A 13,103-nucleotide genomic window follows, 5' to 3' on the forward strand; every position below is an offset into this window, starting at 1 on the left:
GTAACGTCGGATGTTGTCCCGGCCGGCACAATGCCGCATGGCTGGAGCGGACCAAGGCTGCGTTGAAGGCCTGCTGACGCCCGACGACCTTTGGTAATCCTGTCGCATCCGGCTCGCTCACAGCCTCGCCGGGCGGATGCCGACACTCATTAGGCACGCACCACTGACATGGTCGACAGCCTTGCAGCGCAAGGCTCCCGCCTCATTGCGCCGTATGCAACGATTCTGAAAATGTTGAAAGTGGTGTCGGCATCAGCCTTACTGCATTGGCATCGCACACAACCGGGCGTATTTCTTTGCGTGCCACCGAAAACGGGTGGTCGAGGCCTCGAAATCCTCGGTTCTGCAATCGTAAAAAGCGCTTGCCAGTCGGCACCACCGCCGCGTGGTGCCGACTGGCAATCCGTCAGCCGGCTATGGCGGGCGGTGCGTGGAGGCCTTGTGCCTGCCGGTCTGATTGCACACCGGATTTCGAGCCACGCATCGTCCGCCACCTTTATCGGTGGCGGCTTCTGCATGCACGCAAGGAGCCCCGCCATGACCCAGCCCCACTCCCCTGCCCCGCACCCCATCCACGACGTGCCTGCGAATGGCCCTGCGCTGGACCCGAACACTCTCATCGCCCTGCTGCACAGCATCGGCGCCGGTGCCGCCTCCGATGGTCAGCCCTGGCCGGAACGGCATCAGATGCCGGGCCGACGCATCGCCTTGGCGGATACCGACTGCTCGCTGGCGGGTCTTCGGGTGGTGCTGGAGATCCTGCTGGCCGCACAGCGTGCCCGCGAAAATGGCGAACTGGAGCAGTACGTTGGCCCACGCGTGATGGAGGGGCTGATCATGGCTGGAATCGGCCTTGCCGCACACGCCAGTACCCGACTGCATCCGGAGGGCTGAGTGGCCTGGTGGCGCTGGGTGGCCACCGCGCTCTGTCTTGTGGTGGTGGTTGCTGCACAGACGCAGTGGCTGGCACCGCCCAAGCCCTCGCCTATCGGTTTCCACAGCATCCCCGGCGATCGCTTTCTGCAATTGCGCCGCCAAGCCATGCAGTTCGTGGAGGCTCGGCCACGACAGGGCTTCCAGTTCGTTGAGCGGCATCGAGATGCCGCGTTCCAGGTTCATTGCCGAGGCATACCCGTGCTGTGGCTGGAGAGGCGCCCGCAACATCTGCTGTTGCAGGTCTCACTGGACGCGAAGCAGCGGGCGCCTGCCATTGTGCGGTTGCGGGCGCTCCTGCAATGGCAGTTGGAGCCGTTGGATTACCTGGAGCAGGTACTGGCTGGCGTGCCGGAACCTGTTCTGTTGGATCGGGTGCTGCAGATTCTTGCTGGTGATGTGCCTGATGGGGCGCGATGTGGCGTGCCGTAGTCGAGCATGGCCCGACTCTACAGGGTTGCGGGCAGCGAGGGTTCGGGCTGCAGCTCTGCCGCTCGTCACCTGCGCGACAGGCATTGGTCCAGTGATCATGCGAGTCACCTCCCGGCATCGATCCAGCCCGCATCGCGCGCACGCGCAAGATCTTCTGGCGTATCGATATCCAGGCCCAGTTCCGGTGCCTGTAGGACATGCACCGTATCGACAGGAAGTTGCCGCAGGCGCGCTCCGAAGCCGCGGTCAACGGTTGCATACGCAGAGTTGAACCATGCACGCGGCACTACTGCAGGAATGCCAAGCGCGTCTCCATGATGGGTACCCGCGCACCCTGACGCTGAGACGCGGGCACCCGAAAGCAGCGCCTGCAGATGGGAGCGCTCGATTGCGGGCTGGTCGCATGCCACGACCATTACCGCGGTCACCGTGGGCAGCAGGCGTGCGCCGGCAACCTGCAGGCTGCTCGCCAGGCCGCGTTCCCAGTGGGGGTTGGTTACCGGAGTGGCCTCCAGGCCGGCAATGCTGGATGTCACGGCCTGTGCGTTCGCGCCCACCACGACCAGTACCTGCGCTGGCGCGAGCTCCCGCGCCAACCGCACCACGCGATGTACCAAGGTCTCGCCCTGCCGGGTCAGAAGCTGCTTGGGCTGGCCAAGTCGGGTGCTCCCGCCGGCAGCCAGCACGACGACCGCATGCGCGTCAGTCACCTGCCGTGCGCGCTTCGCCATTGCTGCAGCTGCGCGGCGATGCTGAGCGAAATCGCCTCTGGCCCCCGGCCGCCGATGCTCAGGCCGACCGGTGACCGAAGTCTCGGGGACAGGCGGTGGCGCTGTTCCGGTGTCAGCAGCTTGAACAGGTCCTCGCGCCTTCGCCGTGGCCCCAGCAGTCCAATGAACGCGACGTTGGTATCAGCCAGGGCCACCAGCGCCTCCCGGTCCAGTTCGAAATCGTGATGCATCACCAGTACCGCGTCGCACGGGTCGCCATGAAGGGCCTCGGCCGGGTTGGTCTGACGATGCGCATCTGCGCACTGCCCGGCTGAGGCCCAGCGCGCTCGCCGTTCGGCCACGCTGACCCGCCACCCCAGGCCGCGCAGCAACGGAACCAGGAAGGGCGTTTCGGGACCGCCCCCCAACACCAGGGCCCGCGGAAGCCGGGGCAACGGCAAATGCCATGCTCCCTCGCCAAAGGGCTGCGTACCCTCCATCGGATGCAGCTGCCACGCCTGCTCGTGATGGCCGGCACGGAAAATGACCTGCCCCGACGTGCGAAGGTCGCGCTGGAGTGACACACCCTCGCGCAGCCAGACCTCGATGACGTCGTCGATGCCGGCCATGGCACGCAATGGCAGGAGCGCAATCCGCAGCCGGCCGCGGCAGCCGAGCGCAGACCCACTCAACAGGTCGTCGTCACTGCGGGTGTCGATCTCGATCCAGTCGACCCGCCCTGCCGCGCTCACCTGCTCCGCGCGTCGCGCGAGCTCGGGCTCCAGGCATCCGCCGCTCAGCCAGCCGACCTGGCCGCCGTTGCAGAACAGCACCATGTCGCCGGCACCGGCGTAGGTGGAGCCGTCGGTTTCCAGCACCAGCGCGAGCACGGCGTGCTCCCCCGCGCGCACGCGCGTCAAGGCCGTCTCGAGCACGCCACGCGGGCTGCCTTCGGCGAGGAAGCCCGGCGCTGCCGACAGGTGCTCGGCAAGATCGCCGGGCTCCCCTCCGCCTGCGGCGGAGGCCTCCAGAGTGGGCGAGGCTGCGGGTCGGTCCATGCGCAAGGATCAGCCCACGTCGGGCAAGCCGGGCAACAGCTTGTCCAGGGTAATGGGATAGTTGCGCACGCGCACGCCGGTTGCGTTGTAGACCGCATTGGCGATCGCGGCGCCGACCCCGCAGATGCCCAGTTCACCCACACCCTTGGCCTTCATCGGCGAGATCACCGGATCCAGCGTGTCGAGGAAGACCACTTCCTGGTACGGGATGTCGGCGTGCACGGGAACCTCGTAGCCGGCCAGGTCGTGGTTGATGAACAAGCCCAGCCGTTTGTCGACCACCAGCTCCTCCATCAGGGTCGCGCCCGCACCCATCACCATCCCGCCGATGACCTGGCTGCGTGCGGACAGCGGATTGAGAATCCGGCCGCCATCGCATACGGCAAGCATGCGGCGGATGCGCGTCTCTCCCGTGTAGGCATGCACGGCAACCTCGCAGAAATGCCCTGCATAGGTGCCGACGTCGTAGCCTTGCTTGAAGTCGCCGAAGGCAATGCCGTCCTCCGCCGACAGGGTGCCCGCCTCCGCCAGCTTGATGGTCCGCCCATCCGCCTGGATGCGGCCATTGGCGAAGTCTGCGGTGTCGCCGTCGAAGCCGAGTTTCTCGCCGACCTTGCGGCGCAGGCTGACGCACGCCGCGTACACGCCTGCGGTGGAGCTTGCCGCGCCCCACTGGCCGCCGGAACCGGCGGAGGCGGGATGACGGGAGTCGCCGAGGGTCACCTGGACCCGCTCCAGCGGCACGCCCATGGTCTCGGCTGCCGTCTGCGCGATGATCGTGTAGGAGCCGGTGCCGATGTCGGTCATGTCGGTCTCCACAATCACCCCGCCCTGGCCGTCAAGCCGGACCCGCGCCGCCGACTTCATCGTCGGTGCGCCGCGATAGCCCGCAGACACGCCCATGCCGACCAGCCAGTCCCCTTCCCTGACCTGCGCCGGCCTGGGGTTGCGCTTGTTCCAGTTGAAGCGCTCCGCGCCTTCGCGCAGGCAGCGCACCAGGTTGCGGTCGGAGAACTTCTTGGACGGATCGCCGGGTACCACCTCGGGTTCGTTGAGGATGCGGAACGCGATCGGGTCGAGACCCAGCTTCTCGGCCATTTCGTCCATCGCCACTTCCAGCGCCATGTGGCCCGGTGCTTCGCCCGGTGCGCGCATCGCATTGCCTTCGGGCATGTCGAGCGTGGCGATGTAGTTGGCCACCAGACGGTTGGCGCCTGCATAGAGCTTGGGCGTCTGCAGGGTGCCGTTTTCGCCATCCTCGCCGTTGATGTTGCCCGACCAGTTCTCGTGGGCGATGGCGGAGATCCGGCCATCCTTTCCGCAGCCGATCCGGATGCGTTGAATTGTCGCGTGCCGGTGGGTGGTGTTGTTGGGCATCAACGGGCGTTGCAGCGCGATCTTCACCGGCCGCCCGACCTGCTTGGCCGCCAGCGCGGCCAGTACCGCGTCGGCACGGATGAACAGCTTGCCGCCGAAGCCGCCGCCGATATAGGGCGAGTCCACGCGCACCTTGGCAGGATCGATGCCGAGGATCGCCGCCATGCCCTGCCTGGCCCAGTCGATCATCTGGTTCGCCGTCCACAGCGTGAGCGTGTCACCCTCCCAGGCGGCGATGGTGGCGTGCGGCTCCATCATCGAATGACTTTCGTCGGAGGTGTGGTACGTCTCGTCGAGCTTGACCGCGGCGCTCGCGTAGGCAGTGTCGAAATCGCCCAGCGCCTGCCGGTCGGGCTTGCCGTCACGCCCCTTTGCCAGCGGCGCGGACGGTGCCAGGGCGGGGAAATCGAAGCGGCCCTTGCCGCGCTCGTAGCGGGTGCGGATCAGCGCCGCGGCGGCGCGGGCCTGCTCGAAGGTCTCTGCCACCACGCAGGCGATGGCCTGGTGGTAGTGGGCTACTTCGGGCCCGCCGAACAGCGGTGCATTGTTCCAGTTCGATGTGCCGACCGGCTTGGTTTCCGGTGCGGTGATGACCGCCAGTACGCCGGGCGCGGCACGTGCGCGGGAGGCATCCATCGAAATGATGCGCCCCTTGCCGATGCCCGCACCGACGATGTAGCCGTAGGCCTGGTTCGGCGCAACGTCATGGCGCTCGTAGGCATAGGGGGCGGTACCGGTGGTCTTGCGTGGGCCGTCGATGCGCGGCGTCGACTTGCCGACGACCTTGGCCTTGTCGAACAGGTTATCGCCGGCGGGGGCGTTGAATTCAAGGGGCATCAGCGCTCTCCTTCCACCAGCACCGCTGCGAGGGTGCGCTCGGCGAGCGCGATCTTGAATGCATTCTCCCGCGTCGGACGGGCACCGGCGAACACCTGCCGGGCCGCGGCCTTTACGCCGTCGCGCAGCAGCGGTTCGGCTGCCTCGACGCGCCACGGTTTCGGCGCGACCCCACCGAAGGCGAACCGCGCCGAGCCGTCACGCTGCACGACCGCGGCGACCGACACCAGTGCGAACGCATAGGACGCGCGGTCACGTACCTTGTGGTACACGTGCCGACCGCCCAGGGGTTGTGGCAGCGTGACGTGGGTGATCAGCTCACCGCGCTGCAGCACGTTGTCCTGCTGCGGCTTGTCGCCGGGGGAACGATGGAAATCGGCAATCGGGATGCTGCGCGTACTGCCGTCACCCCTGACGGCCTGGATCGAGGCGTCCAGCACCCGCAGGGCCACCGCCATGTCGCCCGGATAGGTCGCGATGCAGCTGTCCGAGGTGCCGATCACGCCCATCTGCCGGGAGAACCCCTCGAGTGCGCCGCAGCCGGATCCGGGCAGGCGCTTGTTGCAGGGCAGATTGGGATCGTAGAAATACGGGCAGCGCGTGCGCTGCAGCAGGTTGCCGCCGGTGGTGGCTTTGTTGCGCAACTGCCCGGAGGCACCTGCCACGATCGCGCGGGTCAGCACCGCGTAGTCGCGGCGCACGCGCTCATGCGAGGCCAGCGCGGTATTGGTGACCAGCGTGCCGATGCGCAGGCCGCCCTCGTCGGTGGGTTCGATCCTGTCCAGGCCGATGTCCTGCACATCGACCAGGTGCGCTGGCGTCTCGACCTCCAGCTTCATCAGGTCGAGCAGATTGGTCCCTCCGGCCAGGAACTTCGCGCCCTCGGTACCGGCGACGGCCCTGGCGGCCTCGGCCGGGGATTTCGCGCGTTCGTAACTGAAGGCCCTCATGAGCGCCTCCCTGCAGAGGTCACGCCAGCGACCTCTGCCATCGCCTCGGCAATATTGGAATAGGCGCCGCAGCGGCAGAGGTTGCCGCTCATGCGTTCGCGCATTTCCATGTTGGTGGCCTGGGGCCGTGCGCTGACATCCGCCTGCACATGGCTGGGGACACCCCGCTTGATCTCATCCAGTACCGCCACCGCCGAACAGATCTGCCCCGGCGTGCAATACCCGCACTGGTAGCCATCATGCTTGATGAAGGCGGCCTGCATCGGATGCAGGTCATCGGGAGTTCCGAGGCCTTCGATGGTGGTGATGGCATCGCCCTGGTGCTGTACCGCCAGGCTGAGGCAGGCATTGATGCGCTCACCGTTGACCAGCACGGTACAGGCACCGCATTGACCGTGGTCGCAGCCCTTTTTCGTTCCAGTCAGCTTCAGATGTTCGCGCAGGGCATCGAGCAGCGTGGTCCGGGTGTCGAGCTCAAGCTCCCGCCGCTCGCCGTTGACGGTCAAGGCCACCGTGCTGATGACCGGCGGCCTGGGCGGCGGGGGCGCGGCCAGTTCGGCGGCGAGCGATGATGCCCCCGGTGCGGCGGACATCGCCACGGTCGTGACGCCGCCGGCGATCACCTGGCGACGCGTCAACTTCATTCCTTCATCACAACTTGGCACAGTGACCTCCTGGCGTTCGGGGAAACCCCGTGGCTGGATGGACGCGCTCACACTACCGAAGGGCCACTATGCCCATCCGTGGGGTACAGATCTGTGAAGTCGGCGAAATGTACGAACCTGCCAAGGCAGTCAGCCTGAGTGCCCAGAAGAACATGTTGTAGCAAGTCCGAAGAAATCGACTGCATCCAGCCCTTTCATGGACGCCCGGACTCATTCCCAGCCTGCAGGCCAACTACGGCGGGCTTGTCTGAGTTGCCACTTCCCATGGTCGAGCATGGCTCGACTCTACAGAGGCGAAGCCTGCGGGCCGACCCGCACATGCACCGCATGGCTGATGCCACGATGGAACATCTTGGCGTGCGGGCAAACGCGTTCGGTGTTGCGAACGAGTTCGCAGGCCAGGTTCTCATCCATGCCGGGAAGATATACCACGATCTCGGCCGACAGCAGGTACAGCCCATCTGCCGGATCACGGGCGAAGGTGACCGCCACTTCGATGCTGGGGTTGTGCAGCAGCAGGCCGGCGCGCGCGGCCACCAGCACCATGGCACCGTGGAAGCAGCCGGCATAGCCCGCAGCCAGCAGCTGCTCGGGATTGGCGCCGCCGCCAGGTCCGCCGAGCTCCGGCGGCAGGCGCAGGTCCACCGCCAGTGCACCGTCGTCCGATCGCACGACGCCGGACGCCCGCCCATGCTGGGCCTGGCCTCCGCTCACCCGCACGCGGCCGGTGTACAGCGGCTTCACGTCGTCGCCCTGGTAGCGGTCCAGCATGGCAGGCGAAGGCGGCTTCAGCTCGGTCATTGCACGGCTCCATCAAACGCAGCTGCGGCAGGCGATCGATTCGCCGCTCAGGCAGGCTGCCGCTGCAACAGACCGGACTGCTGCAGCCAGGCTTCGAAATCGACCTGCCCCAGCCACGCGTGGCCGGCAGGCACCAGCGTCTCGATCTGAAGCGGCGCGCCGAAGTACAGTGCATCGGCGTCCGCCACCACCTGCCGGGAATCACCCGTCAGTTGCAGATAGCGCCTGGCCAGATCCGCCATCGCGCTGCGCTGCGGCCCGGCGATCTCCAGCACGCCATTGGCTGGCGCCTGCTGCGCGATGCGTGCCACCGCTTCGGCAACATCCTCGGCGGCAATCGGCTGCACGTCGGCGGCCGGCAGCCGCACGGCCGTCCCGTCGCCGGCGGACTGGATGATGCCCGGCAGGAACTCGAAGAACTGCGTGGAATGGATGATGGTGTACGGCAGGCCCGAGTCGCGGATCAGCCGCTCCTGGGCGATCTTGCCGCGGAAGTAGCCACTGGCGGCAAGCTTGTCGGTGCCAACAACAGAAAGCGCGACATGGTGGCGCACGCCGGCACGGGTGGCGGCCGCAAGTATGTTGTGGCCGGCGGTCACGAAGAACGAAAGCACTGCTGCGTCTTCGAACGAGGGCGAGTTGGCCAGGTCCACCACCACGTCGACGCCGTCCATGGCGGCATCCAGGCCCTCACCGGTCAGCGCATCCACCCCGGTGGAGGGCGCTGCCACCACGATCTCATGCCCGGCGACACGCAGGCGCTCCACCACCTTGCTGCCGATGCGGCCGGTACCACCGATGACGAGGAACTTCATTGCGTGTCTCCTGGAATATAGAGGGGCTACCGGCGTGTGGCCGGGCGCAGGCATCGTAGGTGGCGCGGGCGCGAGGCAGTAGGTCCGTGACCGGCCGCGCACTGTTGCCCGGCGCGCACCAGTACGCTCAGGCCAAGGCAGGCTGTGCGCCTGGCTTCAGAGGGGTGGCCTGCTGGCGTGCTTCCCAGTGCGAGATCACATCCAGTTCGAGCGCGCGCACCCGCTGCGTGCTGAAGTCGATGAAGGCACGCACGCGCTTGGGCAGCTGGCGGCGGCTGAGGTAGCACAGGTAGTGACCGCGATCGAGCGGCGCATGCCGATCCAGGCAGGTCACCACCCTGCCCGCCCACAGCGCTTCACGCACCTGATAGCTGGGCAGCTGGGCGATGCCCAGCCCGTCGATGACGGCCTGCAGGGCCAGGTCGGCATCGTTGAACACCAGTGCAGCAGGCGGCTGAAGGTGTACTTCGGCACCGTCGACACGGAATTCCCAGGGCTGCATGCGTCCGCCCGGCAGGCGCCGCCCGATGCAGGCATGCGTGGGCAGCGTGTCCACCGACGCGGGAAGGCCGTGCACCTGCGCGTACGCCGGTGATGCACATACGACCAGCTGCATCGGCACCAGCTGCTTGGCAATCACTTGGCTGTCTTCCAGTAGGCCGTCGCGAAACGCCACGTCGATGCGATCACCGGCCAGGTCGGGGGCCTGCTCGTCCAGCAGCAGTTCTACAGAGACCTGCGGGTACTCGGCACGGAAGGCTGCCAGCAAGGGCGCAATCACCCGACGGCCGAAGCCGTGGCTGGCACTGATGCGCAGGTGCCCGCGCGGCGGGCCCTCGCGCAGGTCGCGCATTTCCTCCAGCGCCTGCAGGATGCAGGTCACGCCCGGGTTGCAGCCCTCGAGGAACAGCTCGCCTTCGCGGGTGAGCGTGGTCGAGCGCGTGGTGCGCAGGAACAACCGCACGCCCAGCTGGCTTTCCAGCTTCTGCACGCTGCGGCTGACGGCCGAGCGGCCGATGCCGAGGCGGTCGGCCGCGCGCGCGAAGCTGCCCTCGGACGCCACTGCAATGAAGGCCAGCACGCCGGCGTAGCTGGTGGAGAAGGACGCATTGAGCGCATCGTGGCCGTCGCTGGCCAGGCGGGGCGTTGCGGCGTTCATGGGTGGCCTGGCTCCGGGCGGGCACGTTGTGCGTGCAGGTGGCTCCGCGCCAGCTTCAACCGTTGCCTGCACGCGGCAAGATCGAGCCCCAGCAGGGGCACGATGTCCTCGAATCCGGCACCCAGCACGTCGTGCAACAACAGTACCGCACGTGCATCGGGCGGCAGTTCGCGCAATGCGGTGAGGAAGGCCTGCCAGACCTGTTCGCTGGCAGGGCGCGATGCGGTGCGCAGGTGCGATGAGGTGTCCATGCCCGGCAGACGGCCGAGCATCGGCCGCTGTGACAGGACATTGGTGTCTTTCATGCAACAGCGTGCGTCCCGGCCCCCGCCTACCGGCATTGCGAATGCAGGCCTAGCCTCGCTGTGCCCTTCACACGCTACAGGAACACACCATGACCGCACGCCTGGATTACGCCGCGCAATCCCCCGAACTGTTCAAGAAGCTCGGCCTGTACTCGCATGCCGCCCACACCGCCTCGATCGAAGCGGCCATCATCGATCTGGTCAACATCCGTGCATCGCAGCTCAACGGCTGTGGCTTCTGCCTGGACATGCACGTGAAGGAGGCCACCCTGCGTGGTGAGCGCCCGCTGCGCCTGCATCACCTGGCAGCATGGCGTGAATCGACGCTGTTCAGCCCGCGCGAGCGCGCCTGCCTGGCCTGGACCGAAGTACTGACCCAGCTGCCGGCGCAGGGTGTGCCCGACGAGCTGTACTCGCGCGTGCGCGGCCAGCTGTCCGATCAGGAGATTGTCGACCTCACCCACGCGGTGATGGCGATCAACGCCTGGAACCGCGCCAACGTTGCCTTCCGTACCACGCCCGGCACCCTGGATACGGCCTTTGGCCTGGACAAGGCCGGCCTGGCCTGATCCTTCGGCCGCTGCCCCATGCTGCGGCCCTCCTCTACCGCTTTGGAGACCTGCCATGCGTCGCTCTGTTCTGGTCCTGTTTGCGCTGCTGCCACTGTGCGGCGCTGCCGCCACCCCGCCCTCTGCTGCGCCCCAGCCCCTGGTGCGCGAGGTGATGACCCGCGCCCTGCCGGAGCAGCCCGGCAAGGAAGCGCTGATCCTTACCGTGGAGTATCCGCCGGGTGGCGCCGATCCTGTCCACCGCCACGATGCCCATGGCTTCGTCTATGTCCTGGAAGGGCGGATCGTGATGGGTGTTGCTGGCGGCAAGGAAGTCACCCTTGGCCCGGGCGAGGCCTTCCATGAAGGCCCGGCCGATCTGCACACCGTAGGCCGCAACGCCAGCGCCACCGAGCCGGCGAAGTTCGTGGTGTTCCTGATCAAGGACATCGGCAAGCCGGCGGTGCTGCCGCCGCACTGATCGCACGTCCGGCGCTGGCACCAACGACAGGTTCCCGGGTGTCACAATCCGGGGACCTGTCCCGTCTACGCTGGCATGGACGAATCCACTGCGCTGTTCTCACGCCTCCGCCCACGCCTGTTCGGCGTGGCCTACCGCATGCTTGGGTCTTCGCACGAAGCCGAAGACGTGGTGCAGGATGTCTGGCTGCGCTGGCATGGCACCGACCAGTCACAGATCGAGAATCCGGAAGCCTGGCTGGTGGCGACCACCACCCGTCGCGCCATTGATGGCCTGCGCCTGGCCCGGCATGCGCGCGAACACTATGTGGGCATGTGGTTGCCCGAGCCGCTGCTGACCGATGACACCGCCACGCCCGAGTACGTGCTGGAAACCGCCAGCGATCTGTCGGTCGCCTTCCTCAGTGTGCTGGAACGGTTGGCCCCTGATGCGCGTGCGGCTTTCCTGCTGCACGACGTGTTCGATCAGGATTACGCCGTGGTCGCGCGCACCCTGGACAAGACGGAAGCCGCCTGCCGGCAGATCGTGCATCGTGCGCGCCAGCAGCTCCGGCAGGAACGCCCGCGCTACAACGTCTCGCAGGACGTGCACCAGAAACTGCTGCGCCGCTTCGCCGAGGCCGCGTCCAGCGGCGATTTCCGCACGATGAAGGCCTTGATGACCGAATCGGCCGAGCTGGTGGGTGACGGCGGCGGTATCGTCACCAGCTTCCCCGGGCCGATGGTCGGGGGTGCACGCATTGCCCAGCTGCTGTATGCCCCGCACCTGCGGCGCAGCGCGCAGTTGCGGATGGTGCCGGCCATGCTCAACGGACGGTTGGGACTGCTGCGCTATTTCGATGGCGAGCTGGAGGCGGCGATGGCCTTCGAGACCGATGGCGAGCGGATCACGCAGATCCTGGTGCAGCGCAATCCGCACAAGCTGCAGCGGTTGGCCCACCCCACCGCCATCCAGTAGATCCACGCCAGGCGTGGATGGCGTCCGTTGTTGGCCTCGCCCTTGCGGGTTTCGAGCGGGGCGCCGACGCGCCCCGTCGAAAACTCGTGCTTGCGCTGTATCCGCAGGATCCGATCAGAAGTCCCAGAACACCGGCACCCAGCGGAACGTCTCGCCCTCCAGCGACACCCGGCCCACTGACGGGAACGGAAGATGCGTGGCCACCAGCATTTCGCCGGTGCCGGCCAGTTCCTTCAGCAGAGCAACGCGAACGCGTGCGGATTCCTCCGGGTCGTGCTCGAAGCCGTTGTGCCAGTTCGGTTGGTCGAAGCCGACCGCGAACACCGCGTCACCGGCAAAGGTCAGGGCCTGCCCCGCAGACGCCACGCGCACCACGCAGTGGCCCGGGGTATGCCCACCGGTACGGCGGGCCGTCACGCCCGGTGCGATCTGCTGTTCGTCCTGGAAGGTGTGCACATAGCTGCTGTACTCGGCCCAGAAGTGCTTGGCCGTGGCGCGCAGCGCATCGGGGAAGCCCTGCGGCATGTTGGTACGGCTGAAGTCCGGCGACTTCCAGAACTCGACTTCCGCGGCTGCGACGTGGATTTTCAGGTCCGGGCGCAGCTGTTCCTTTACGCCTTCAACCAGCAGGCCGCCGACGTGGTCCATGTGCATGTGGGTGATCACCACGTCGGTGATTTCGCTCAGGTTGATACCGGCGGCACCGAGGCGGCGGATCAGCTGGCCGGCGCGCGGCAGCTGCAGGTCCGGGTCCATGCCCAGGCCGGCATCGATGAGGATGGCGCGATCACCGCTGTGCACCACCATCACGTTCAATGCCCAGTCGAAAGCATCCTGGGGCAGGTACATCTCTTCGAACCATTGGGCACGGTCGTCCGCCGGCACGTTGTGGCCGAGCATCTGGGTGGGCAACGGCAGGACGCCATCGCTGATCACCAGCACTTCGACGTCGCCCACTTTCAGGGCGTAGCGCGAGGGCACCAGTTCATCGAGGGCGGGAGCAATGGGCGCGGCGTTGTTTTCCATACTGAACATGAGGGATCTCCACGATGAGGCGTTGGGCGGGCAGCAATGC

General features: G+C 67.0%; 15 protein-coding genes. 5 read left to right on the forward strand and 10 right to left on the reverse strand.

Annotated elements, in window-relative coordinates; all coding sequences use genetic code 11:
- The first annotated feature begins 537 nt into the window (after positions 1–537).
- Both ACSYHF_RS10125 and ACSYHF_RS10130 read left to right on the forward strand, forming a co-directional pair.
- Positions 538–894 (forward strand): hypothetical protein, encoded by a 357-nt coding sequence (locus ACSYHF_RS10125; RefSeq protein WP_447576435.1) that lies wholly within the window; start codon positions 538–540, stop codon positions 892–894.
- A complete protein-coding gene (locus tag ACSYHF_RS10130) occupies positions 895–1,365 on the forward strand; it encodes a hypothetical protein (protein ID WP_447576396.1) in 471 nt (156 codons plus the stop codon). It begins immediately after the preceding gene.
- A gap of 104 nt (positions 1,366–1,469) precedes the next feature.
- On the opposite strand, the gene ACSYHF_RS10135 is transcribed toward ACSYHF_RS10130, so the two are convergent.
- From ACSYHF_RS10135 to ACSYHF_RS10175, 9 genes are all read right to left on the reverse strand, one after another.
- Complete coding sequence (locus ACSYHF_RS10135; protein ID WP_447576397.1) at positions 1,470–2,096, reverse strand: nucleotidyltransferase family protein; 627 nt, start codon at positions 2,094–2,096, stop codon at positions 1,470–1,472.
- Positions 2,072–3,133: an XdhC family protein gene (locus ACSYHF_RS10140; RefSeq protein WP_447576398.1), complete on the reverse strand. Its 1,062-nt coding sequence runs from the start codon at positions 3,131–3,133 to the stop codon at positions 2,072–2,074. The genes ACSYHF_RS10135 and ACSYHF_RS10140 overlap by 25 nt, the downstream gene beginning before the upstream one ends.
- 9 nt (positions 3,134–3,142) lie before the next feature.
- Positions 3,143–5,347 carry an aldehyde oxidoreductase molybdenum-binding subunit PaoC gene (paoC, locus tag ACSYHF_RS10145; RefSeq protein ID WP_447576399.1) on the reverse strand — a complete coding sequence of 735 codons (2,205 nt, stop codon included), beginning with the start codon at positions 5,345–5,347 and terminating at the stop codon, positions 3,143–3,145.
- A complete protein-coding gene (locus ACSYHF_RS10150; RefSeq protein WP_447576400.1) occupies positions 5,347–6,297 on the reverse strand; it encodes an FAD binding domain-containing protein in 951 nt (316 codons plus the stop codon). Before ACSYHF_RS10150 ends, paoC begins: the two co-directional genes overlap by 1 nt.
- Positions 6,294–6,941 carry an aldehyde dehydrogenase iron-sulfur subunit PaoA gene (gene paoA / locus ACSYHF_RS10155; protein WP_019336581.1) on the reverse strand — a complete coding sequence of 216 codons (648 nt, stop codon included), beginning with the start codon at positions 6,939–6,941 and terminating at the stop codon, positions 6,294–6,296. Before paoA ends, ACSYHF_RS10150 begins: the two co-directional genes overlap by 4 nt.
- A 306-nt stretch (positions 6,942–7,247) precedes the next feature.
- Entirely contained in the window at positions 7,248–7,763 is a 516-nt protein-coding gene (locus ACSYHF_RS10160) for an Ohr family peroxiredoxin (RefSeq protein WP_447576401.1), read from the reverse strand.
- Positions 7,764–7,810: 47 nt separating this feature from the next.
- Positions 7,811–8,578, reverse strand: coding sequence for an SDR family oxidoreductase (locus tag ACSYHF_RS10165; RefSeq protein ID WP_447576402.1), 768 nt, complete (start codon positions 8,576–8,578; stop codon positions 7,811–7,813).
- Positions 8,579–8,705: 127 nt separating this feature from the next.
- Positions 8,706–9,737, reverse strand: a complete 1,032-nt coding sequence (locus ACSYHF_RS10170; RefSeq protein WP_134729277.1) for a LysR family transcriptional regulator — start codon at positions 9,735–9,737, stop codon at positions 8,706–8,708.
- Positions 9,734–10,042, reverse strand: coding sequence for a sigma factor-like helix-turn-helix DNA-binding protein (locus tag ACSYHF_RS10175; protein WP_329915346.1), 309 nt, complete (start codon positions 10,040–10,042; stop codon positions 9,734–9,736). The genes ACSYHF_RS10170 and ACSYHF_RS10175 overlap by 4 nt, the downstream gene beginning before the upstream one ends.
- Before the next feature lie 89 nt (positions 10,043–10,131).
- Here ACSYHF_RS10175 and ACSYHF_RS10180 point away from each other — a divergent pair, with 89 nt between their 5' ends.
- The 3 genes from ACSYHF_RS10180 (at position 10,132) to ACSYHF_RS10190 (ending at position 12,028) form a co-directional block, all read left to right on the forward strand.
- The gene (locus ACSYHF_RS10180; protein WP_005416554.1) at positions 10,132–10,611 is read left to right on the forward strand and encodes a carboxymuconolactone decarboxylase family protein; all 480 of its coding nucleotides are present in this window, start codon (positions 10,132–10,134) and stop codon (positions 10,609–10,611) included.
- 55 nt (positions 10,612–10,666) lie between these two features.
- Positions 10,667–11,071, forward strand: a complete 405-nt coding sequence (locus ACSYHF_RS10185) for a cupin domain-containing protein (protein ID WP_447576403.1) — start codon at positions 10,667–10,669, stop codon at positions 11,069–11,071.
- Between the two features lie 75 nt (positions 11,072–11,146).
- Positions 11,147–12,028, forward strand: a complete 882-nt coding sequence (locus ACSYHF_RS10190; RefSeq protein ID WP_447576404.1) for an RNA polymerase sigma-70 factor — start codon at positions 11,147–11,149, stop codon at positions 12,026–12,028.
- 114 nt (positions 12,029–12,142) lie between these two features.
- Here the strand turns inward: ACSYHF_RS10190 and ACSYHF_RS10195 are convergent, their stop codons facing one another.
- A complete protein-coding gene (locus ACSYHF_RS10195) occupies positions 12,143–13,063 on the reverse strand; it encodes an MBL fold metallo-hydrolase (protein WP_447576405.1) in 921 nt (306 codons plus the stop codon).
- Between the last annotated feature and the right edge of the window lie 40 nt (positions 13,064–13,103).

Source organism: Stenotrophomonas maltophilia group sp. P373 (assembly GCF_053295075.1).

Bases quoted from the DNA above. Each gene is read 5' to 3' on its own strand.
- ACSYHF_RS10125 (WP_447576435.1), top strand. From the start codon at position 538: ATGACCCAGCCCCACTCCCCTGCCCCGCACCCCATCCACGACGTGCCT.
- ACSYHF_RS10135 (WP_447576397.1), bottom strand. From the start codon at position 2,096: ATGGCGAAGCGCGCACGGCAGGTGACTGACGCGCATGCGGTCGTCGTG.
- ACSYHF_RS10140 (WP_447576398.1), bottom strand. From the start codon at position 3,133: ATGGACCGACCCGCAGCCTCGCCCACTCTGGAGGCCTCCGCCGCAGGC.
- paoC (WP_447576399.1), bottom strand. From the start codon at position 5,347: ATGCCCCTTGAATTCAACGCCCCCGCCGGCGATAACCTGTTCGACAAG.
- ACSYHF_RS10150 (WP_447576400.1), bottom strand. From the start codon at position 6,297: ATGAGGGCCTTCAGTTACGAACGCGCGAAATCCCCGGCCGAGGCCGCC.
- paoA (WP_019336581.1), bottom strand. From the start codon at position 6,941: ATGAAGTTGACGCGTCGCCAGGTGATCGCCGGCGGCGTCACGACCGTG.
- ACSYHF_RS10160 (WP_447576401.1), bottom strand. From the start codon at position 7,763: ATGACCGAGCTGAAGCCGCCTTCGCCTGCCATGCTGGACCGCTACCAG.
- ACSYHF_RS10165 (WP_447576402.1), bottom strand. From the start codon at position 8,578: ATGAAGTTCCTCGTCATCGGTGGTACCGGCCGCATCGGCAGCAAGGTG.
- ACSYHF_RS10170 (WP_134729277.1), bottom strand. From the start codon at position 9,737: ATGAACGCCGCAACGCCCCGCCTGGCCAGCGACGGCCACGATGCGCTC.
- ACSYHF_RS10175 (WP_329915346.1), bottom strand. From the start codon at position 10,042: ATGAAAGACACCAATGTCCTGTCACAGCGGCCGATGCTCGGCCGTCTG.
- ACSYHF_RS10180 (WP_005416554.1), top strand. From the start codon at position 10,132: ATGACCGCACGCCTGGATTACGCCGCGCAATCCCCCGAACTGTTCAAG.
- ACSYHF_RS10185 (WP_447576403.1), top strand. From the start codon at position 10,667: ATGCGTCGCTCTGTTCTGGTCCTGTTTGCGCTGCTGCCACTGTGCGGC.
- ACSYHF_RS10190 (WP_447576404.1), top strand. From the start codon at position 11,147: ATGGACGAATCCACTGCGCTGTTCTCACGCCTCCGCCCACGCCTGTTC.
- ACSYHF_RS10195 (WP_447576405.1), bottom strand. From the start codon at position 13,063: ATGTTCAGTATGGAAAACAACGCCGCGCCCATTGCTCCCGCCCTCGAT.